The sequence below is a fragment of the Dokdonia sp. MED134 genome (assembly GCF_000152925.2).
Classification (GTDB): domain Bacteria; phylum Bacteroidota; class Bacteroidia; order Flavobacteriales; family Flavobacteriaceae; genus Dokdonia.
The window spans coordinates 40,748-62,302 of the sequence record NZ_CP009301.1 but is presented as its reverse complement, the minus strand read 5'-3'; the positions used below and the strand labels follow the sequence as shown (position 1 = coordinate 62,302).

At 38.1% G+C, this 21,555-nt stretch carries 16 protein-coding genes; 14 read left to right on the top strand and 2 right to left on the bottom strand.

Annotated elements, in window-relative coordinates; genetic code table 11:
* Positions 1-44: 44 nt before the first annotated feature.
* Both MED134_RS00280 and MED134_RS00275 read left to right on the top strand, forming a co-directional pair.
* Complete coding sequence (locus MED134_RS00280) at positions 45-788, top strand: bacteriorhodopsin-like (RefSeq protein ID WP_021779400.1); 744 nt, start codon at positions 45-47, stop codon at positions 786-788.
* A 211-nt stretch (positions 789-999) separates the two neighbouring features.
* Positions 1,000-3,828, top strand: coding sequence for a M16 family metallopeptidase (locus tag MED134_RS00275; protein ID WP_410470305.1), 2,829 nt, complete (start codon positions 1,000-1,002; stop codon positions 3,826-3,828).
* A 137-nt stretch (positions 3,829-3,965) separates the two neighbouring features.
* On the opposite strand, the gene MED134_RS00270 is transcribed toward MED134_RS00275, so the two are convergent.
* Positions 3,966-4,148 carry a hypothetical protein gene (locus tag MED134_RS00270; protein ID WP_021779402.1) on the bottom strand — a complete coding sequence of 61 codons (183 nt, stop codon included), beginning with the start codon at positions 4,146-4,148 and terminating at the stop codon, positions 3,966-3,968.
* Between the two features lie 148 nt (positions 4,149-4,296).
* Between MED134_RS00270 and fumC the strand changes: the two genes are divergently transcribed.
* Both fumC and MED134_RS00260 read left to right on the top strand, forming a co-directional pair.
* Positions 4,297-5,682, top strand: coding sequence for a class II fumarate hydratase (gene fumC, locus MED134_RS00265; protein ID WP_021779403.1), 1,386 nt, complete (start codon positions 4,297-4,299; stop codon positions 5,680-5,682).
* Positions 5,683-5,787: 105 nt separating this feature from the next.
* A complete protein-coding gene (locus MED134_RS00260; RefSeq protein ID WP_038596671.1) occupies positions 5,788-7,125 on the top strand; it encodes a 7TM-DISM domain-containing protein in 1,338 nt (445 codons plus the stop codon).
* Here the strand turns inward: MED134_RS00260 and ccsA are convergent.
* Entirely contained in the window at positions 7,122-10,421 is a 3,300-nt protein-coding gene (gene ccsA, locus MED134_RS00255) for a cytochrome c biogenesis protein CcsA (protein WP_038596667.1), read from the bottom strand. The two genes, MED134_RS00260 and ccsA, sit on opposite strands and share 4 nt — an antisense overlap.
* Positions 10,422-10,537: 116 nt before the next feature.
* Here ccsA and MED134_RS00250 point away from each other — a divergent pair, with 116 nt between their 5' ends.
* From MED134_RS00250 to MED134_RS00205, 10 genes are all read left to right on the top strand, one after another.
* Positions 10,538-11,305, top strand: coding sequence for a Rossmann-like and DUF2520 domain-containing protein (locus MED134_RS00250; protein ID WP_021779406.1), 768 nt, complete (start codon positions 10,538-10,540; stop codon positions 11,303-11,305).
* The gene (locus MED134_RS00245; protein ID WP_021779407.1) at positions 11,289-11,816 is read left to right on the top strand and encodes a KdsC family phosphatase; all 528 of its coding nucleotides are present in this window, start codon (positions 11,289-11,291) and stop codon (positions 11,814-11,816) included. The genes MED134_RS00250 and MED134_RS00245 overlap by 17 nt, the downstream gene beginning before the upstream one ends.
* Positions 11,817-11,898: 82 nt before the next feature.
* Positions 11,899-12,777 (top strand): geranylgeranylglycerol-phosphate geranylgeranyltransferase, encoded by an 879-nt coding sequence (locus MED134_RS00240; RefSeq protein WP_021779408.1) that lies wholly within the window; start codon positions 11,899-11,901, stop codon positions 12,775-12,777.
* The gene (locus MED134_RS00235) at positions 12,770-13,354 is read left to right on the top strand and encodes a Maf-like protein (protein ID WP_021779409.1); all 585 of its coding nucleotides are present in this window, start codon (positions 12,770-12,772) and stop codon (positions 13,352-13,354) included. Before MED134_RS00240 ends, MED134_RS00235 begins: the two co-directional genes overlap by 8 nt.
* Before the next feature lie 33 nt (positions 13,355-13,387).
* A complete protein-coding gene (locus MED134_RS00230) occupies positions 13,388-14,338 on the top strand; it encodes a hypothetical protein (RefSeq protein WP_021779410.1) in 951 nt (316 codons plus the stop codon).
* A complete protein-coding gene (gene corA, locus MED134_RS00225; protein ID WP_021779411.1) occupies positions 14,338-15,450 on the top strand; it encodes a magnesium/cobalt transporter CorA in 1,113 nt (370 codons plus the stop codon). The genes MED134_RS00230 and corA overlap by 1 nt, the downstream gene beginning before the upstream one ends.
* Complete coding sequence (locus MED134_RS00220; protein ID WP_021779412.1) at positions 15,441-16,019, top strand: mechanosensitive ion channel domain-containing protein; 579 nt, start codon at positions 15,441-15,443, stop codon at positions 16,017-16,019. The genes corA and MED134_RS00220 overlap by 10 nt, the downstream gene beginning before the upstream one ends.
* Before the next feature lie 75 nt (positions 16,020-16,094).
* Positions 16,095-18,632, top strand: coding sequence for a PIG-L family deacetylase (locus tag MED134_RS00215; protein WP_021779413.1), 2,538 nt, complete (start codon positions 16,095-16,097; stop codon positions 18,630-18,632).
* 111 nt (positions 18,633-18,743) lie between these two features.
* On the top strand, positions 18,744-20,459 hold the full coding sequence (locus tag MED134_RS00210) for a sodium:solute symporter (RefSeq protein ID WP_021779414.1): 1,716 nt from the start codon (positions 18,744-18,746) through the stop codon (positions 20,457-20,459).
* A gap of 56 nt (positions 20,460-20,515) precedes the next feature.
* Complete coding sequence (locus MED134_RS00205; protein ID WP_021779415.1) at positions 20,516-21,484, top strand: Gfo/Idh/MocA family protein; 969 nt, start codon at positions 20,516-20,518, stop codon at positions 21,482-21,484.
* Positions 21,485-21,555: the final 71 nt, after the last annotated feature.

The window sequence follows — 21,555 nt, the reverse complement described above, 5'->3', positions numbered from 1 at the left end:
TGTTTAATTATTATTAACTTTGGTTAAACAAAAAAATAATTGCTATGAATTTATTACTATTAAGTACTGCACTTGACAAAATTGCATCAGATGATTATGTTGCATTCACGTTTTTTGTAGGAGCTATGGCTATGATGGCCGCAGCTGCCTTTTTCTTTTTATCTATGAACAGCTTTGACCGTAAATGGAGAACATCCATTCTAGTGTCGGGCTTAATTACATTTATTGCCGCCGTCCATTATTGGTATATGCGCGACTACTGGCAAGCAAATGCTGAGTCACCTACATTTTTTAGGTATGTAGACTGGGTTCTTACAGTACCACTTATGTGTGTTGAGTTTTTCCTAATACTAAAAGTTGCAGGAGCTAAAAAGTCACTTATGTGGAGACTGATTTTCTTATCTGTCGTAATGCTAGTAACCGGATACATAGGCGAAGCTGTAGACAGAGATAATGCGTGGCTATGGGGATTAATCTCTGGAGCGGCTTACTTTGTAATTGTTTATGACATCTGGCTAGGAAGCGCGAAAAAACTTGCTGTAAGGGCAGGTGGAGCTGTACTAAGCGCGCACAAAACCCTATGTTGGTTTGTACTTGTGGGATGGGCAATTTACCCTATAGGGTATATGGCTGGAACACCGGGATGGTATGAAGGCATCTTTGGAGGATTATCTCTAGATGTAGTTTACAACCTAGGTGACGCTATTAATAAAATTGGTTTTGGCCTAGTAGTATACAATCTAGCTACCATAGCTTCTAATACAAAATCTCTCGAAGAGACTGCATAATTAGAAACCAATAAATCATTACTAAAGGGAGATCGTGTACAGCGATCTCCCTTTTTTTTTGCTTTCGCGAAAGCGTAATTAACAACCACACTGTTAACTCTTTAACATTTTATTAAGAGACGGTACCTACTTACTTATTATCTTAGAGGATTATCAAAAAACACTAAAAATGATCAAATCAAACAGTTTTAAAATGATTGCTGTTGCCGTGATGGTAACTGCTCTCTTATGTACTTCTTGCGAGGGTAATAAAGATACCGCCGTAGCAGAAGATGCAAAACTATCTATTGATTATGAGAAGTACGAGCTGGAGAATGGTCTAGACGTGATCTTACATCAAGATAGTAGTGACCCTATTGTATCACTCGCGATACAGTATGCGGTAGGTTCTAACCGCGAGAAGACGGGACGCACCGGTTTTGCTCACCTATTTGAGCATATGTTATTTCAAGAGTCTGAAAATGTACCACAAGACTCATTCTTTAAAACGGTACAAGACGCAGGAGGAACCCTTAATGGTGGTACCTGGAAAGATGGTACAATCTATTATGAAACGGTACCAAATAATGCACTTGAGACTATTTTATGGCTAGAGTCTGACCGTATGGGATTCTTAATTAATACGGTAACAGAGAGTGCCTTTGAAAACCAGCAAGAGGTTGTTCAAAACGAAAAAAGACAACGTGTAGATAACAATCCTTATGGGCATACGAGCTGGGTACTTGATAAAAACATCTATCCAGAAGGTCACCCATATAACTGGCAAGTTATAGGCGAGCTAGAAGATTTACAAAATGCTACGGTAGATGATGTACGTGAGTTTTATGACAAGTTTTATGGTCCTAACAATGCGACACTCGTACTAGCAGGAGATTTTAAAACTACAGATGCAAAGGCGCTTATTGAAAAGTACTTTGGTGAGATTAAAAAACGTCAAGAGGTTGCACCACTTGAAGCACAACCAGTAACAATCACAGAAACAAAGAAGCTTTACCACGAAGATAACTTTGCACAAGCACCACAACTACACCGTGTGTACCCTACAGTGCAGCAGTATACAGACGATGCATATGCGCTAGACTTTCTTGCAGAAATTATCTCAAGTGGTAAAAAAGCACCTTTATATAAAGTGCTAGTAAAAGATAAAGACCTTACCTCTAGAACAATTGCATATAATAATAGTCAAGAGATTGCGGGTGAGTTTCATATCATCATCACGGCAAATAGCGGTGTAGATCTAGACCAAGTAGAGGCTGCTATAGATGAAGGTATTGCAAAGTTTGAAGCAGAGGGCGTTACAGATAAAGATGTAGAGCGTATTAAAGCTGGTCTTGAAACTCAGTTTTACAATGGTATAAGCAGTGTAAACGGTAAAGCGTTTCAACTAGCGAGTTACAATGTATTTGCTGGCGAGCCAGACTTTATAGAAAAAGATATAGAAAATATAAAAGCCGTTACAAAAGAAGATGTAATGCGTGTTTATAACACTTACATAAAAGGCAAGCCTTTTGTACAAACTAGTTTTGTGCCTAAAGGACAGATGGATCTCATCGTGGAAAACTCTGTAAAAGCAGAGGTGGTAGAAGAAGAAATCACAGAGAATGTTACTAAGGTTGTAGAAGATGAAGCAAAGGAAATTGTAAAAACACCTTCAAAAATAGATCGCTCTACGCCACCAGTAGTAGGAGATGCACCAAAACTAAGTATTCCAGAATCTTGGGAAGCACAGCTGTCTAACGGGATAGATGTATATGGTATTTCTCAAAATGAGATTCCTACCGTAAACTTTAACCTAGTAATAGAAGGAGGTCACCTACTAGATAGTATGGAAAAGAATGGGGTTGCAAACCTTATGACAGATATAATGATGGAGGGTACTGCAAATAAAACTCCAGAAGAGCTTGAAGAGGCTATCGAGTTACTGGGAGCAAGTATTAATATGTACACTTCTCGTGAGGCTATTACAATACAAGGTAACACGCTTACGCGAAATTTTGCCGCAACTATGGATCTAGTAGAAGAAATTCTGTTTGAGCCACGTTGGGATGAAGAAGAACTAGGTCGTATCAAAACAGCTACTATAAACAGTATTAAACGTCGCTCTGCAAACCCTAATGCGGTGGCAAGCAACGTATATAACAAAGTGCTTTATGGTGAGGATCACATCTTCTCATACCCTACTAGCGGTACTGTAGCTTCGGTAGAAGCAATTACAATGCAGGATCTTAAAGATTTTTATGCAAATAACTTCTCACCATCTGTGAGCCGTTTTCATATAGTAGGTAAAATAGATAAGAGTGATGCACTTGCAGCCCTAAGTGACCTTGAGTCTAAGTGGGAAGCAAAAGAAGTTACCATACCAGAATATCCAGTAGCAAATAATAGAGATAAGTCTTCACTCCTATTTGTAGACATTCCTAATGCAAAGCAATCTGTAATAAATATAGGGTATATCGGGATGGCTCGTACAGACAAGGATTTCTACCCTGCAGAGGTGATGAACTATAAACTAGGAGGATCTTTCTCTGGAGCTGTAAATCTTATTTTACGTGAAGAAAAAGGATATACCTATGGAGCACGTACTTACTTTAATGGATCAAAAATACCAGGTACATTTACAGCATCATCTAGCGTACGTACTAATACGACAGGAGAATCTGTTGAGATTTTTAGAGACCAGATCAAGGCATATAAAGAAGGTATCTCACAAGATGACCTTGACTTTACAAAAAATGCGCTTATCAAATCTAATGCACGCCGCTTTGAGACGCAGTTTGCCCTTCTAGGTATGCTTCAAGAGCGTAGCGCTTACGACCTTCCAACAGATTATATTGAGAAGGAAGAAGATATTATTAGAAATATGACACTAGACCAGCACAAAGCACTGGCAAATAAATATCTTGATGAAAACAAGATGGCATACCTAGTAGTAGGTGATGCTGCCACGCAGTTTGCTCAATTTAAAGATATGGGCTTTGATGAGGTAAAAATGCTAGACAAAGATGGTAATGAAGTAGACCTTACAAAGGTGAAGCAATAATCACAATCCATTATAAATATGAAAAGAGCCTCTTCGGAGGCTCTTTTTTTGTGGGTATGAGTACGCTTTCGCGAAAGCGCATAAAAAAACCTCCTACAGTAATTGCAGGAGGTTACATATCGTAAAAGCGAGAGATACTAGTTGTTCTCTTGCTCCCTCTTAAGCTTACGTTCTTCTCTTTTTTCTTTCATAAATTCAATAAATGAACCTCCTACCCAGTAAGGGATTACAAAAGTAAGAAGGAAAATCATTAACCAAAATCCTATAGTAAGGATGGTTAAAAATGCGAGAAAACCTAAATATTGGTCAAAATCGAACATAGGATGGTGTCTTTTCTAATTTGTAGCAAAGATACTTGATAATATATATGTCACACAAGAGAAAAAATAGATTTATTGACACCTTATCAACGATGCAAAATGAAGCCAAATGTTTAAATTTGTCTTCCTAATTTCTAACATAATCACAATGGAATATAGAATCGAAAAAGATACAATGGGCGAGGTAAAAGTACCCGCAGATAAATTATGGGGAGCACAAACTGAGCGCTCTCGCAATAACTTTAAAATAGGAGCTCCTGGCTCTATGCCTATTGAAGTGGTACACGGCTTTGCGATTCTTAAAAAAGCAGCGGCTTATACAAACTGTGAGCTAGGTGTACTACCGGTTGAAAAGAGAGATCTTATTGCTGCTGTATGTGATGAGATACTTACAGGTATGCACGATGACCAGTTCCCACTAGTAATCTGGCAAACGGGATCTGGAACACAAAGTAATATGAATGTAAATGAGGTGATTGCAAATAGAGCACACCAACTTGCAGGAAAAACAATAGGAGAAGGTGATAAAACACTTGCGCCTAATGATGATGTAAATAAATCACAATCTTCTAACGATACGTTCCCTACGGGAATGCACATCGCAGGTTATAAAAAGATTGTAGAAAACACAATACCGGGAGTACGCACATTACGTGACACGCTTAAAGCGAAAGCAGATGCTTTTAAAAGCGTAGTAAAAATAGGTCGTACGCACCTTATGGATGCCACTCCCCTTACACTAGGTCAAGAGTTTTCTGGATACGTATCGCAACTAGATCACGGACTTAAAGCACTAGAAAATACACTAGATCACCTAGCAGAGCTTGCTCTAGGAGGAACAGCTGTAGGTACTGGTCTTAATACTCCTAAAGGATATGCAAAGCGTGTGTCTGAGTATATGGCAGAGTTTTCTGGTCACCCGTTCCGTACGGCAGATAATAAGTTTGAAGCACTTGCTGCTCACGATGCAATCGTTGAAACTCACGGTGCGTTAAAACAACTTGCGGTATCTCTTAATAAAATTGCAAATGACATACGCCTTATGGCATCTGGACCACGTAGTGGTATTGGAGAGATTACAATACCTGCAAATGAGCCAGGATCTTCTATTATGCCAGGAAAAGTAAACCCTACACAATGTGAAGCACTTACAATGGTTTGTGCACAAGTTATGGGTAATGATGTGGCTATAGGTGTAGGTGGTATGCAGGGACACTACGAGCTTAATGTATTTAAACCTATGATGGCTTCTAACCTTTTACAATCTGCACAACTTATAGGTGATGCTTGTGTTTCTTTTTCTGAGCATTGTGCTTCAGGTATTGAGCCAAACGATGCTAGAATTAAAGAATTGCTAGATAACTCATTAATGCTAGTAACTGCTTTAAATACAAAAATAGGATACTACAAAGCTGCCGAAATAGCAAATACAGCACATAAAAATGGTACAACATTAAAAACAGAAGCTGTAAATCTAGGATACGTAACTGCCGAAGAATTTGACGAGTGGGTACGACCTGAAGATATGGTGTAATTCTTATATTAAATACTCTAGTTAATCGATGAAATACACAAATTCATCGATTAACTTGTTTTTATTAGTAGTTTAACATATATTTACCATCCCAAATCATAATAAATGAAACTACTATTGGTTCTCTTAGGCTTCCTGCTATGCAGTGTGAGTCTACCACCAGAGACCATTTATCATCTTAAGGATGCTTCTGGAACGCACACCTTTACAAGTGTAAAACGTGCGGAATTTACAGAGTTGCATTCAGAAAACTTAGGAGTAGATAATGGTACTTACTGGTTTAAAATAAATAATATCTCTCAACCTAGAGCGATATTAGAGCTACAAACTTCTCACGTAACTACGTTAGAGTTATATGATAATAATGGTACTCTTGTACCTATTATGAAGGACACTAGATTTCCTTCTTACTTTATAAGTAAAGATTTACACAGCTTCCCTCTTTATCTAAAGGGTGACTTTCCACTAGAGGCGTACTTTCCCATCACGATTTCTAATGAAGGTGTCTATGCAAAAAATGATCGTGTAAATATGCTGGGTATAGGCTTCTTTTATGGAACAAGTATCGCACTACTTATCGCGACACTCATCTTTTTCTTTATTGTAAAGAATACAAAGTTTATATTCTTTGCTTTTATCATCTTCGGTATTCTTTTGAGCGTTATTGCACAAGACAATATTCTCAACTTTTTAGGTATCAATATTGGTAATACATTTTACTTAGAAGCTTTAGGACACTACTCTGTAGGGCTTATGGCAATGTTCTTTATGGTTTTCTATTTAAAATTACGCAACAACCAGCAATGGATTAAGTGGTCTATTTTCTCAATAGTAGCGATTTCCACCTTTTCATTATTCTTTTTTATTTTTACAGAAATGCTATGGGGGCTTATCCTCATAAACTCTTGCTCTATTCTAGCAACTGCTCTTCTCTGGATACTTATATTAAGAATTGCAAAAGGACCTAAACGCTATGTATTATTTTTAATTTACTCTGTAAACCTATTTTTCTTATTGAATGTATTTGTATTTCATTTATTAGGTATCACACTACTTGAACGCAGTACTTTTGACGGAGCAGGAATTGCTTCGCTAAACTTTACACTAATCGCCGTACTCTTATTACTCTCTTTTTATGGAATACAAACTACGGGTGTAATAATGAAGCATAAAATAAAAAGGTATGTAGAAGAACTCAAAGAATTAAATACCTATAGAAATATACAAGAAACAGATGATGATTATCTGGAGTCTCTTATTTACCAGTTTAAGCTAGAAAATATTGAGGTAAAAATACTAGATGACATTGCCGAGGGATTAAGTAATGAAGCTATCGCTTCAAAATATGACCTTACTACAGATCGATTAAACCAGGTAACAAAAAGCCTCTATACCAAACTTGGCTTAGAGACTTCTAGTGATTTACAAAATCTTGCTTTTTAAGCAGATTTCTTTTTGACATAGTGTTTTCTATACTGTATGTAAGATATAGCGCCAAAGACCGTAAGAACTGCTGCTGTGATTAGAATTTTTTGATCTGCTATCTCTCCACCGCTTTGGTATGAGTGTAATCCTGAGAGGTAATAGTTTACCCCAAAGTAAGTAAAGAGTATACTTCCTAATGAGATGATAGATACAAAGTTAAACAGCCATTTACTGCGTAAACCTGGAATTAAACGCATATGTATCACAAATGCATATACGATAAGTGAGATAAGCGCCCAAGTCTCTTTTGGGTCCCATCCCCAGTAACGTCCCCAGCTTTCATTTGCCCATTGACCCCCTAAGAAAGTACCTATCGCTAGTAACACCATCCCTACGGTAAGAGCAAGCTCATTTATAATAGTAATCTCCTTAATGTTGAGATCCATTTTTTCTCGGTTTTTATCTGTAGTAAATATCATAAGGAGTAATGATACAATACCCAGAATAGCTCCAAGTGTAAAAGGACCATAACTTGCTACAATTACAGCAGTATGAATCATTAACCAGTAACTATCTAATACAGCTTGTAAATTTTCAATCTCTGGATTCATCCAGTTCATTGAGGCTGCCCAAAGTATAAAAGCACCTACAAATGCGGTACTGGCTATAGTAAGTTGACTCTTTCTCCCGAAGGCAAGACCAAAGAAAACTGTTGCCCATCCCACATAGAGTACAGACTCATACGCATTACTCCACGGTGCGTGCCCCGCGATATACCATCTCCATATTAAACCTATAGTATGAACGATAAAGAGCACAACAATAGCTGCAGCTCCAAGCTTAGTCATTATACTAACGAACTTATTAGGCTTAAAAATAGCTACTATTACAAATACCATCATAAAAACTGCAGCCAGCATATACATCCAGTACAGTTTTGTAAAAACATCATATTTATTATAAAAAATCTCTGCATCACGCTTCTCTACAGAAGGCATAATATCATTACTGTGACTACGTTGAAATTTTTCTATACCCTGCAATACCTTATCTGCGTCTGAGTAGTCACCACTTAGCCTTCCTTTTTTGAGGCTTAATAAATATGCTGGAAAAATTTGATTTGCAATTACAGAGTCTGTCGCCTTATAGGGTACATCTTTAACTTGAATAGGCGATATCCAGGTATTATTTGAATCATCAGGTTTTGGAAAGATTCTTAATACCTCTTTTACAAGCGTTCTATCAAGAAGATTCATACGCTCAGAGACGTCTATAAACTCCTTTGATATTTTAGTCGGGTTTGCCTCTGCATAAGCATCTGGCAAAAATGGAGAAAGCTTATACTTGAAATCTGAAGTAAAGAAATCCATTTGTTTAAAGTACTTCCTGTCTGACGGCACTCCTATCACATTACGCAAACTATCGTTACCCTTAGGTAAGTAAATAATCTCTGCAAAGCTCCATATCTGTGGGTTTTCCATCATAGAGAGCATTACTTGGTCTGCCGTAAGCCCTTCATAAGTATCGCTTCTACTTAACTTACGTAGTAGCATACTTGAGTATGTATTAATAGGCATCATACGCCCATCTTCTTGTATGATAAGACGTCCAAATTTTTCTGCGTGTTCTAAAGGTATGGCATTCTCAACGATGAGTTTTTTAATCTCTTCTTGAGATGGCATACGCTGCTCGTGCTGTGGTCCTGTATGACTTTCTAGACCAAGTATATCACCTATGTTTTCGCCCGTTACAGAAACGGAATCTTGTACGACTACGTTTCCGTTACTTACTTCGGTAGTTTGATTAGATATATCTTCTTGTGCGTATCCCGCTTTCGCGAAAGCGATCAAAAACACAATCATCATAAGCTTAGACTTCTTAAGTTTTACTTTATCAAGACGTCTTTTGAGCTCACCGAAACGTGACCCCTTATCAAATAATATCATCATCATACCTATATACAATAAAAAGTAACCTATATATGTCACCCAAGTACCCCAGAAATCGTGACTTACAGAAAGTATGGTACCAGACTCATCTGGAAAGAAACTCGCCTGAAAAAACCTGAAACCCTTGTGGTCTAGTACGTGATTCATATAGATGTCGTAATCAAAACTTTCTTCTGTATCTTCTACAGTAATTTTACTCTCAAAAGAAGAGTATACGTTTTGTGTACCAGGATACCTTCTCGCTATAAATTCATTAAGCTTTATAGAAAATGGTAGCGGCATAGCCTTACTACCGTATGCTAAATAAATTTTGTGCCCACCTACTTCTATTTGCTTTTTATCATTGCTATAACCTCGACCGCCTAGTAACCCTACCGTCTTAGTCTCTCCGTTTACGGTTACATCTACAAAGAGTGCATCTTCTTGATTTTTTTCTTTTACCTCCTTTGCAACAATACCAGTACGACCGCGTATAGCCTGGTCTGGTATCACAAGTAACTTACCTCCTAGGTTGTATAGTGCTCGCAGTTTAAGTGGCTGCTCTACATCTTCTGGCACTTCGCTCTCATCTTGTGTTGCCATTACAGTTACAGAACCTGCAAATGGTGACTTAAAAGTGTAGTTTTCTCCATCAAAACCTATGTTTATTGCACCATCTGTAGGTTTATTAAAAGCATAGAGTACATTGTGTATGTTTACTAACTCACCTTCTACTAGAAAGTGCTCGTGACGCTGGTTATCTGTACCGGTCTCAACTATTTTAAGATGCCATAATCCATTTTCATCTTCTACAAAACCATCTTGTGCTCCATCTATAAATTTGTTAAAATCAAATGTAAATGTGGTCTTATCACTTCTGTTATTTGTATCGTGCACAAAATCTTCTGTCCACGTAAAGTCGTTGTTTAGCCTTGGTGAAAGTGAGAGTTCTTTTTCTACAGCGCGACGCATAGGCTGTCCATTTTGCTCACCATCTATAAAAACTTCTAGATACGTTTTCTCGCTTAAAAAAGAATTTTCTGAGGCACCCTCTTCTATAGGCATCACCCCTTCATAACTTACATATCTTGTAATACCCGCTCCTATTAAGATAAGCACAAAAGAAAGGTGAAAAATAAGCGTAGTTATCTTCTCTTTTCGCAGTAGTTTGTACCTGAATATATTCCCTATAAAGTTCACAACAAATAAGATGTGTATAAGAGTAAACCACCACGCATCATAAATCCAGTATCTTGAGTATGGTGTAGGTGACGTTTCTTGACCTTGGTCTAAAAACGTTCCTACTGCCATTGCAACAAAGTAGGCTATAAAGAGAATCCCCATTAAGCGTGTGGAGAATAAAATAGAAGCAATTTTCTTTTGCATAATTCAGGCAAATTTTTACGACTGCAAAGATAACCCACGAGGGGCTAAAAACCTTAGCACAATGATTCATAAAATATGAAAGCTCAACAGTTTTAAAAAAGCCTATTTTTGCTAGTATGATTGAAGTAAACATTGTGGGTACAGGCAACGTGGCCTGGCATCTTGCAAAGGCACTAGGTGCACAAAACAACGCCGTTGTAATGCAAGTGGCAGGGAGATCACAAGCCAGTCTTGATCCCTTTAAGCATATGGCGCGCCATACCGTAACTATAAATAACCTGACAGCTGCAGATGTTACGATTATCGCAGTAAGTGACGATATGATTGCACAGGTGTCTAGTCAAATACCTTTTGACAACACACTTGTGGTACATACCTCTGGATATACGGCTATGAGCACGCTTTCGCGAAAGCATAAAAAAGGAGTTTTCTATCCACTACAAAGTTTTTCTAAAGACGATGTCTCTTTACACTTTGCCGAAATACCAATTCTAGTAGAGGCAGATAACGATGAAGATGAAAAAACCTTGCGCGAGCTAGGTGCGATGATATCTAATACGGTACAGGTAATAAACAGTGCACAAAGAAGACAGCTTCATCTTGCTGCCGTGTTTGCAAATAATTTTACAAACCACTGCTATACAGTTGCTCAAGACATCTGCGAGCAATATGAAGTAGATGTAAAAACCTTGCACCCACTTATTTTAAAAACTGCACACAAGGCTTTAGAAAATGGCCCTACAAATAGTCAAACAGGCCCAGCAAAAAGAGGTGACAAGGAGGTGATAAACAAGCAACTAGATTTATTAGAAAACCCAGATCACAAGGATATTTACAACACCCTTACAAAAGCAATATACACTACCTATGGAAAAAAGCTATAAAGAATATTTACACGACATCACCACCTTTATTTTTGATGTAGATGGTGTTCTCACAGATGGTAAACTACATATTACCACAGAGGGACAAATGCATCGTACAATGAATGTAAAAGATGGTTATGCAATAAAAGCAGCTCTTGATGCTGGATATAACATATGTATTATAAGTGGTGGCACAGATGAGGGTGTGCGCTCAAGGCTTCAAAAACTAGGTATAAGTGACGTTGCTCTCGGAGCTCATAACAAGATGGAACACCTAGAGGTGTACCTCAAAGACAAGCAGATAGCACCAGAAAATATTTTATATATGGGTGATGATATACCAGACTATCCCGTTATGCAATTTGCAGGTCTCCCCTGCTGCCCGCAAGATGCGGTAAAAGAGATAAAAGATATCTCAAAATACATCTCACATAAAAATGGTGGTCAGGGCTGTGTGAGAGATGTGATAGAGCAAGTACTTAAAGTACAAGGCAACTGGATGAAAAATGTAGATGCAGCAGCTCATTAACGAGATATTATGTATTTTTAATTAAAACAACCTAACCCCTTAGTTGAAGTATCTAAACCTTATAAGATTCAAAAATCTTATTATGATCATTGTTATGCAATGTGTCATACGCTATGCCATTGCTCAAATAGAAGATATTGATATCACACTAAGCACGTTAGGCCTATCGTTCCTCATACTAGCCACTGTCCTCATTGCTGCTGGAGGTTATGTCATAAATGACATTTATGATGTGGTGGCAGATAAAATCAATAAAGCAAAAAAACGTATAGTAGGTATTTCTGTAGATGAAAAACAAGCAAAGCTCATCTACTTTACTCTTACATTTACGGGATTAGGTTTAGGTTTTATACTCACAAACTTAATGGCACACCCTATCTATTTTATTTACTTTTTACTTAGTGCAGGGTCCTTATACCTTTATGCTAGGTTTATAAAAAAGTATGCTTTGATAGGTAACTTGCTCGTAAGCATCTTAGTGGGGCTCTCAGTTATTTTGGTACCCCTTTTTGAGCTTGTGCCTGCTATAAATACAAGTAACAATGAGGAGCAACTAGGTGCTTTTATGGTATTTATTTCTGTAGGGATATTTGCCTTTGCTATCACACTTATAAGAGAGCTTGTAAAAGATATAGAAGATATACAAGGTGATCACGTGGCGGGTTATAAAACGCTACCTATAGTCCTAGGTGCGCAGCGCACCGCGCGATTTTCTGTCGTACTCACACTTATAATAATTACATTTATAAGTTGGTACACATTCACTTTTCTATATGATTATAAAATAGCTGTTGCGACAGTTTTCTTTGCTATCATTGGTCCGCTTGGGTATTGCTGTTCAAAATTATGGGAGGCGACTAAAAAAAGTGAACTCTCACACGTATCACTCATTCTTAAAGTAATTATGTTTGTAGGTATATGTATCATCCCATTACTTATACACGCTATTTACTATGCTTAAAGAAAAATTAAAAAACCACAACCTCATACTTGCATCTGGCTCTCCTAGACGCCAGCAGTTTTTTAAAGAACTAGACCTAGATTTTACCATACAACTCAAACCAGTAGACGAGACTTTTCCAGATCACTTACAGGGTGCAGAAATTACAGACTATCTAGCAAAACTTAAGGCCGCAGCCTTTACAGACTTACAAGCTACAGATATACTTGTAACCAGTGACACCATAGTATGGTTTAATGGCGTTGCACTTAATAAGCCAGAAGATCGTGATGAGGCCTATGCGATGATTGCTGCCCTTTCTGATAATAGTCACCAGGTTATTACTTCTGTAGCTTTTACTACAAAAGAAGGTCAGACCGTGATAAACGATACGACCACCGTCACCTTCAAAGAGCTTACAGAAGCAGAGATTAACTACTACATAGATAATTACCAGCCTTATGATAAAGCTGGCGGCTATGGCGTACAAGAATGGTTTGGTTATATCGCGGTGACTCGCCTTGAGGGATCGTACTTTAATGTGATGGGTATGCCCCTGCACAAAGTTTATGAAACGTTAATGCAGCTGGCAGACTAGTAGCTTTTCTGTACTTTTAGTTAAAAATAAATTATGGGATTCTTTAAAAAAATGTTTGCCCTAGAGCGTGCAATTTTCTTTTGTATAGCGGCTATTGCTATACTCGCGATGCTTGTAAGTTGTAAAAAAGAGACTGGGGATGATATCGCTTTCGCGAAAGCGGACTCAATTCAAAAAAACACTGCAGAAAAACGTAATTTATCTCAAGAGTGGAAGGATTACTGGTATGCCGGCACTGCCGAAATTTCTTCTTTTAAACTAGATCAAGCAAGATATGGCGAAATAAGACCAGGCACAGCAGTCTTGATTTATGTAACCGAAGATTTCTTACCAAAAGAACAAGTAAAAGCAGATGCCCAAAACGATAGCAACATCCCTGTACTCAAGCTCAATGCTACCAAAAAGTTTGTAACAGGCATTTACCCTTACTCCATAATGACGAGCACATTTTATCCCGTTACCGAAAAAAAACACGCTGTAAAAGTATCACAGAGCACACAAGAATGGTGCGGTCACGTATATGCACAACTTAATAACAGAGAAGACTTTGAAGTGACCTCTCACTCCTACTTTGAATCTGAGGCAGACCAAGAAATGAGTCTCCCAAAAGATGTTCTTGAAAATGAATTATGGACACAGATACGCCTTGACCCAACCTCGCTCCCTACCGGATCATTTAAGGCTATACCTAATCTTGAATTTATACGTAACTCACATAAAGAACTTAGAGCATATGATGCAACAGCAACCATAGAAAATGGGACGTATACTATTACCTACCCTAGCCTACAACGGAGTGTTGTAATACACTTTTCTCCACAATTTCCATATACTATAGAGGGATGGACAGAGACATTTCCTCAAGGGCGCGACGGCACGCCTATGACAACAACTGCCACCAAAATAAAGACTATTAAAAGTGCATACTGGGGTAAAAAAAGTATTGCAGATGAAGCTTTGCGTACAGAACTACAACTAGACTAATGAAAAGACTACGCAAACAACTTAAAAAAGTCAATCCATTTACCAGTGCAAATGTGATGTCTAAGGATGTGATAAAGGAACAAATGTCACACGCCCCAGGTCACGTGGTCTATACTGGTTCAAAAGAGATAAAAGATGTTCTCATAGATGTTTTTGACTACAATACTACCTTTGTAGAAGAAGAAACAGTACACGAGTTATCCAGCTATACAAAAGACACAGACGAAAAAACGGTTACCTGGGTAAATGTAAATGGTCTTTCTGACACACAAGCTCTTACAGATATATCACACAAGTATGACCTGCACCCACTGGTGATGGAAGATGTGGCAAACACAAGCCAGCGACCAAAACTAGATGAGTATCCAGATCATTTATTTATTGTTTTTAAAATGCTCTATCACGATATAGATGGTAAATTAAATACGGAGCACATAAGCCTCATTCTTGGCAAGTCTTATGTCTTGCTTATGCAAGAGTATGATGGTGACGTTTTTGACGGAATTAGAGATCGTATACGCCTGTCTAAAGGTCGCGTGCGCACTACTGGAGCAGATTATCTAATGTATGCACTTATGGATGCGGTGATAGATCACTACTTTATAATCATAGAGACCCTAAGTGATAAAATAGAAGAGCTAGAAGAAAGAATATATACAAACCCTTCAGAAAACTATTCACAAGAGATACAACAGCTCAAAAAAGAGGTGATACAAGTACGTAGGTCAATTTTTCCGCTACGGGAGGTTGTAAATAAGCTAGAAAAAGTAGATAATCACCTCATACTTAAAAAAACGCAAGTTTTTGTGCGTGATCTTTATGATCATACCATACAGGTAATTGAGACTGTAGAGGTTTATAGAGATACCATAGCAGGACTAATGGATATGAACTCAACAAACATTGCAAACCGTATGAACGAGGTGATGAAGGTTCTTACTATTATCGCTACTATTTTTATACCTATGACTTTTCTAGCAGGAATTTATGGGATGAATTTTCAACATATTCCAGAGTTACAAATGCAAAATGGTTACTACTACTTCTGGGGAGCGATGGTATTTATTTTTATAGGTTCTATCATATACTTTAAGCGCAAAAAATGGCTATAGATTTTATAAACTTATACAGAGAGCAACTTATAGAAAGTGCCATCGTGGCGGTTGTTATGATAGGCCTACGTATGGTAATTTCTTACTTTGTAAATCGGTTTTCAGATAGAAAAAATAAGGTAAAGCAACGTGCAAATCTAGTAATGAAGTATGTAGACTTTATTCTTATCCTCATTGCCTCTGTGTTTGCTTTTCTTATCTGGAGCCTTAATGCTAGAGATATAGGCGTGTATGCCTCTTCGGTTTTTGCTCTTATAGGTATAGGCTTTTTTGCTCAATGGTCTGTATTAAGTAATATGACCTCTGGTGTTATTATATTTTTCACCCTTCCTTACAAGATAGGTGATCGCATTAAGATACACGATAAGGATTTTCCCATTATTGCCATTATAGAAGACATAAAAGGTTTCCATATGAATTTGCGCACAGATGATGGCGGCCTGCATACCTATCCCAACAGTCTTATTATGCAAAAAGGAGTCACCTTAGTACAAGACGGTGTCGCCACCCGCATAGTAGAACCCGTAGATGGCACTCAAGATAATGAGCATTTTAACAAGCCTGTATAATCGTTAAAGAAAACTTAAAGAAAACCTCCTAGGCATTGATATTAGGTATATTTGAGTGATACCAACACGCTCAATATGACACGCAAATCCTATGTGATTTTTGTTCTGATTTCTTTTTTTGCTTTCGCGAAAGCATACTCACAAGGAATCACTGTACAGCCCAGTAAACCTACAGCTAGCGAAATTTATGAAGACCTAAAAAAGCTAAATTTCTTAGGCTCTGTACTATACGTTGCCGCGCATCCAGATGACGAGAACACAACAGCTATCTCCTACTTTGCAAATACTGTAAAAGCAAGAACAGCATACCTATCACTTACAAGAGGTGACGGTGGCCAAAATATTATAGGCCCAGAACTAAGGGAACTTTTAGGAGTAATACGCACTAATGAGTTACTTGCCGCTCGCGCAACAGATGGTGGAGAGCAACGTTTTACACGTGCAAACGATTTTGGCTACTCAAAACATCCAGATGAGACACTTGCCATCTGGAACAAAGAAGAAGTACTGGGTGATGTAGTATGGGCGATACGTACTTTTAAGCCAGATGTGATCATTAATAGATTTAATCACAGAACACCAGGAAGCACCCACGGGCATCACACCTCTAGTGCAATGCTCTCTGTAGAGGCATATGATCTTGCTGGAGATGCCTCAAAATATCCAGATCAATTACAATATACAGATACGTGGTCACCACAAAGACAATTCTTTAATACCTCTTGGTGGTTTTATGGAAGTAGAGAAAAATTTGAAGCGGCAGACAAGTCTAACCTTGTGAAAGTAGATGTGGGTACCTTCTACCCTGGTTTAGGGTTATCAAATACAGAAATATCTTCCCTTAGTAGAAGCCAGCATAAGTCTCAAGGATTTGGTAATACAGGCTCGCGTGGTACTAGTGATACTTATTTTGAGTTATTACGTGGAGAAATGCCTACTAACGATGATGTTTTTCAAGGTATTAACACCACCTGGACACGTGTTAAAGGAGGAAAAGCAATAAAGACAATACTAGACAACGTAGTTGCAACCTATGACTTTACTGCACCAGATAAGAGTTTACCACAACTTATGAAGGCATATGCTCTCGTACAACAACTAGAAGACACACACTGGAAAAACATAAAGTCTAAAGAGCTTGAGACAATTATTACTGGAGTAACAGGCCTTTACCTAGAAGCAAAAGCAGATACTAATTATGCAACTACTGGCAGCTCAATAAAACTAGATATAGAAGCTATAAATAGAAGTGCACAGTCTGTGATTCTCAAAAAAGCTACGGTAACGGCAACAAATAACGTAGTGGCGTCTAATAAACCACTAGCGAATAATGAGCGTTATACTACATCTAAAACCCTTACAGTAAGTGATGATTTTAAAGAAACCTCAGCTTATTGGTTACGAGAAGAAGGTACTTTAGGTATGTACAAGGTTGCAGACCAGCAAATGATAGGTAAACCAGAAACACCACAAGAAAACACAGTCACATTTGACCTTATCATTTCGGGAGTGCCTATAAGTATTACAAAACCTATTGTCTATAAATACAATGACAGAGTAAAAGGTGAAGTGTATGAGCCTTTTGAAATTGTACCAGCTGTGTCATCTAGACTAGAGTCTAAGGTGATCATTTTCGCGAAAGCAGAATCAAAAAAAATACCCGTGACAGTCACAGCACATCAAGCTAATTTTACAGGAACGGTTTTGCTAGACAAACCATCTGGATGGAAGGTATCACCTGCTAGTTATGATGTTTCTATAGCAAATAAGGGAGAAGAAAAAGAGTTTTTATTTACAGTAACGCCACCAGCTGGTGATAGCGAGGGTGATTTGAGTCCGCGTGTGGTTTCTGGAGGAAAGACGTATACTAAAGAGCTTATAAAAATAGACTACGCTCACATCCCGCTGCAGTCATTATTCTTGCCTAATAAAGCACGTGTTGTACGACTAGACATTGCACGCAAGGGTAACTACATAGGCTATATACAAGGAGCTGGAGATGCAGTACCAGATAACCTCGCGCAAATAGGTTATCAAGTTGCAGTGATAGACCCTGCGACCATAACACCAGAGTTGCTATCACAGTTTGACGCTGTGGTTGTAGGTATACGTGCTTATAATGTGGTAGATGAAATGCAAGCAAAACAGCCACTGCTACTAGATTATGTAAAAGATGGCGGAACACTTATCGCACAATACAACACCTCTGGACGCTGGGGCAACACAAAAATAGGCGCTCCGTATGAGCTTACACTTTCTAGAGACCGTGTGACAGATGAAAATAGCGAGGTGAGAATCCTTGCAAAAGATCACCCACTTATGAATTTTCCTAACAAGTTATCTCAACGAGATTTTCAAGGATGGACACAAGAGCGAGGCCTTTATTTTCCAAATAAATGGTCTAGTGAGTACACGCCTATTTTATCTATGAACGATAAGGGAGAGACTGCAAAAGATGGAAGTCTTCTCATCGCAGCATATGGTAAAGGACATTATATCTACACTGGCTTGAGCTTTTTTAGAGAGTTACCAGCTGGAGTGTCTGGGGCATATAAACTATTTGCAAATATGCTTAGTGTAGGTAAACAAGAGCAGCAAGATATCAAACAGTAACTATGAACAAGCCATCCTCATACACCTGGAAGAAAAAATACACAATCATCTTATTGCTTAATCTAGCATACTTTATTGCTTTCTATTTCTTAATGACCTCATTCTCATAATATGGAAACTATAGACTGGGCTGTACTTGCATTTACCTTAATTTTTATTGTGGTTTATGGAACCTATAAAACACAAGGAAGTAAAAATGCCGAAGAATATATAAAAGGCGGTAACTCCTCAAAATGGTGGACCGTAGGTCTCTCTGTAATGGCAACACAGGCAAGTGCCATCACTTTTTTATCTACAACAGGACAAGGTTTTTATGATGGAATGGGATTTGTACAATTCTATTTTGGACTGCCTATTGCAATGGTCATTATATGTCTTGTTTTTATCCCTATATACCACAGACTTAAGGTCTTTACTGCTTACGAGTATCTAGAAAGTAGGTTTGATCTTAAAACACGCTCACTAGCTGCTATCCTCTTTTTAATACAGCGTAGTCTCGCAGCAGGTATTACTATCTATGCTCCTGCCATCATTCTCTCTGCCGTATTAGGTTGGGATCTTACAATGCTCAATATTCTTATAGGTATCGTTGTGATTATCTATACCGTTTCTGGTGGCACAAAGGCAGTAAGTATTACACAAAAGCAACAAATGGCAGTCATTTTTGCAGGGATGGCAATTGCTTTTTACCTCATACTTGACAAACTTCCAGAAAACATAAACTTTACAGATGCGCTAAGTATCGCCGGTGCTGGCGAAAAAATGAACCTACTAGATTTTTCTTTTGACCTTAGTAATAGGTATACGGTCTGGACAGGTCTGTTAGGAGGTACTTTTTTAATGCTCTCCTACTTTGGTACAGATCAGAGTCAAGTGCAGCGTTACCTCTCTGGTAAAAATGTAAAGGAAATGCAAATGGGTCTTCTCTTTAACGGCGCTCTTAAAATCCCGATGCAATTTTTCATACTACTGGTAGGAGTGATGGTTTTTGTTTTTTATCAGTTTAATAGTGCACCACTACACTTTAATCCTGCGGCGACAGATGCAGTTAAATCATCTATTTATGCAAGTGAGTTTGCCTCGCTAGAAGAACAACTTCTTACAAACCAAGAACTACAAAAACAAGCAGCATTTAACTATGCTCAAGACCCTACTCTTGACACTTATGAGCGAGATGGTGAGACACTATCTTACATCACTACTTATGAAACTAGAAATAAACAGTTACGTAAAAAAGGAAAAACTATTATCTCAAAAGCTGCTCCAGAGGTAGAAAATAATGACAAAGATTACGTCTTCATACACTTTATACTTAACAACTTACCTAATGGTCTCATAGGCTTGCTTCTTGCCGTAATATTAAGTGCTGCAATGTCATCTACCGCATCTGAGCTCAATGCGCTGGGTGCAACCACAGCCGTAGATCTTTACAAGCGCAATTACAAAGGAGAGATGACAGATGCGTTATATGTAAAAAGCACCAAAGGTTTTACACTTATGTGGGGTATACTCGCCATTATTGTAGCCTGTACGGCCAGCCTTTTTGAAAACTTAATACAGCTAGTAAACATTATAGGTTCTATTTTTTATGGAAATATCTTAGGGATATTTTTACTAGCCTTCTTTATCAAATTTGTAAAAAGCAATGCCGTATTTATCGCAGCGCTTATCACGCAGGTAATTATTATTATTGTTTACGGCTTGATTCATTATGATATTATAGAGTTTCCGTACTTGTGGCTTAACGTAGTAGGTTGTGGTCTTGTGATGGGACTAGCAATGTTGCTACAGGCAAGCTTTGGAAGTTCTAATAAGGACTATGTGTAATTTTCTTTTTTGAACGCTTTCGCGAAAGCAAAATACTCCTATAAATAAGCACAACTATGACAAACTGGGGAATACTAGGCTGCGGAAAGATAGCTGGCAAATTTGCAAATGATCTCCTCCTCACCGAGGGTGCAAACTTATATGCCGTAGCGAGTCGTGATAAAGAAAAGGCCGCAAACTTTGGTAATACCTACAAAGCTGTAAAATCTTATGGTAGTTATGAAGAGATGGCGCAAGATCCAGACATAGACATTGTTTATATCGCTACGCCACATATGTTTCATAAGGAAAATACGCTCCTGTGTTTATCAAATAACAAGGCTGTGCTCTGCGAGAAAGCTTTTGCTATGAATCTTGAAGAGGTTGAGGAGATGATCGCTTTCGCGAAAGCGAAAAAAATATTCCTAATGGAAGCATTATGGACGCACTTTTTACCGCATTATAAGTTTGTACAAGACAAAGTAGCTAGTGGCACCTTAGGAGAGATACAATCACTTAAGGCAGATTTTGGTTTTAACAGTCCGTTTGACACGACTTCTAGGTTGTACAATAAATCACTTGGTGGCGGTAGTTTACTAGACGTGGGGATTTACCCAGTTTTTGCAGCGCTCTCTTTACTTGGTTACACAGAAGATATAGAGGCTAAGGCTACTCTGGGCCCTACTGGGGTAGATCATAACTGCTCGATGCTCTTACGTTATGCTCAAAATGTGGAGGTTCAATTATTTTCGGCGATAGATGAGGAGACACCTACACGCTGCCATATTGTTTTAGAAAAGGGAGAAATTATTATAAACAGCCGTTTTCACGAACCGAGCTCAGTAACCCTTACCGAAAATGGAGTGACAGAAACACTAGAATTTTCTACGCCTAATGATGTAAATGGATATCATTATGAGATACTACATTGTCAAGAGATGCTTGCTTTAAGAAAGACTGAGAGTGATGTAATGACATTTTCTAAGAGTAAAGAACTTATTATGTTGCTAGATAAAATACGAGCGCAAATAGGGTTATCTTATTAAAAATGAGCTCTTACATTTAGATTATTACAACTCAGTCTAATAAAATGACGGTTGGGTAACTGCAGATTGTT

Bases quoted from the DNA above. Each gene is read 5' to 3' on its own strand.
- MED134_RS00270 (WP_021779402.1), bottom strand. From the start codon at position 4,148: ATGTTCGATTTTGACCAATATTTAGGTTTTCTCGCATTTTTAACCATC.
- MED134_RS00280 (WP_021779400.1), top strand. From the start codon at position 45: ATGAATTTATTACTATTAAGTACTGCACTTGACAAAATTGCATCAGAT.
- MED134_RS00210 (WP_021779414.1), top strand. From the start codon at position 18,744: ATGGAAACTATAGACTGGGCTGTACTTGCATTTACCTTAATTTTTATT.
- corA (WP_021779411.1), top strand. From the start codon at position 14,338: ATGAAAAGACTACGCAAACAACTTAAAAAAGTCAATCCATTTACCAGT.
- MED134_RS00245 (WP_021779407.1), top strand. From the start codon at position 11,289: ATGGAAAAAAGCTATAAAGAATATTTACACGACATCACCACCTTTATT.
- MED134_RS00235 (WP_021779409.1), top strand. From the start codon at position 12,770: ATGCTTAAAGAAAAATTAAAAAACCACAACCTCATACTTGCATCTGGC.
- MED134_RS00240 (WP_021779408.1), top strand. From the start codon at position 11,899: ATGATCATTGTTATGCAATGTGTCATACGCTATGCCATTGCTCAAATA.
- MED134_RS00260 (WP_038596671.1), top strand. From the start codon at position 5,788: ATGAAACTACTATTGGTTCTCTTAGGCTTCCTGCTATGCAGTGTGAGT.
- MED134_RS00205 (WP_021779415.1), top strand. From the start codon at position 20,516: ATGACAAACTGGGGAATACTAGGCTGCGGAAAGATAGCTGGCAAATTT.
- MED134_RS00230 (WP_021779410.1), top strand. From the start codon at position 13,388: ATGGGATTCTTTAAAAAAATGTTTGCCCTAGAGCGTGCAATTTTCTTT.
- fumC (WP_021779403.1), top strand. From the start codon at position 4,297: ATGGAATATAGAATCGAAAAAGATACAATGGGCGAGGTAAAAGTACCC.
- MED134_RS00220 (WP_021779412.1), top strand. From the start codon at position 15,441: ATGGCTATAGATTTTATAAACTTATACAGAGAGCAACTTATAGAAAGT.
- MED134_RS00275 (WP_410470305.1), top strand. From the start codon at position 1,000: ATGGTAACTGCTCTCTTATGTACTTCTTGCGAGGGTAATAAAGATACC.
- ccsA (WP_038596667.1), bottom strand. From the start codon at position 10,421: ATGCAAAAGAAAATTGCTTCTATTTTATTCTCCACACGCTTAATGGGG.
- MED134_RS00250 (WP_021779406.1), top strand. From the start codon at position 10,538: ATGATTGAAGTAAACATTGTGGGTACAGGCAACGTGGCCTGGCATCTT.
- MED134_RS00215 (WP_021779413.1), top strand. From the start codon at position 16,095: ATGACACGCAAATCCTATGTGATTTTTGTTCTGATTTCTTTTTTTGCT.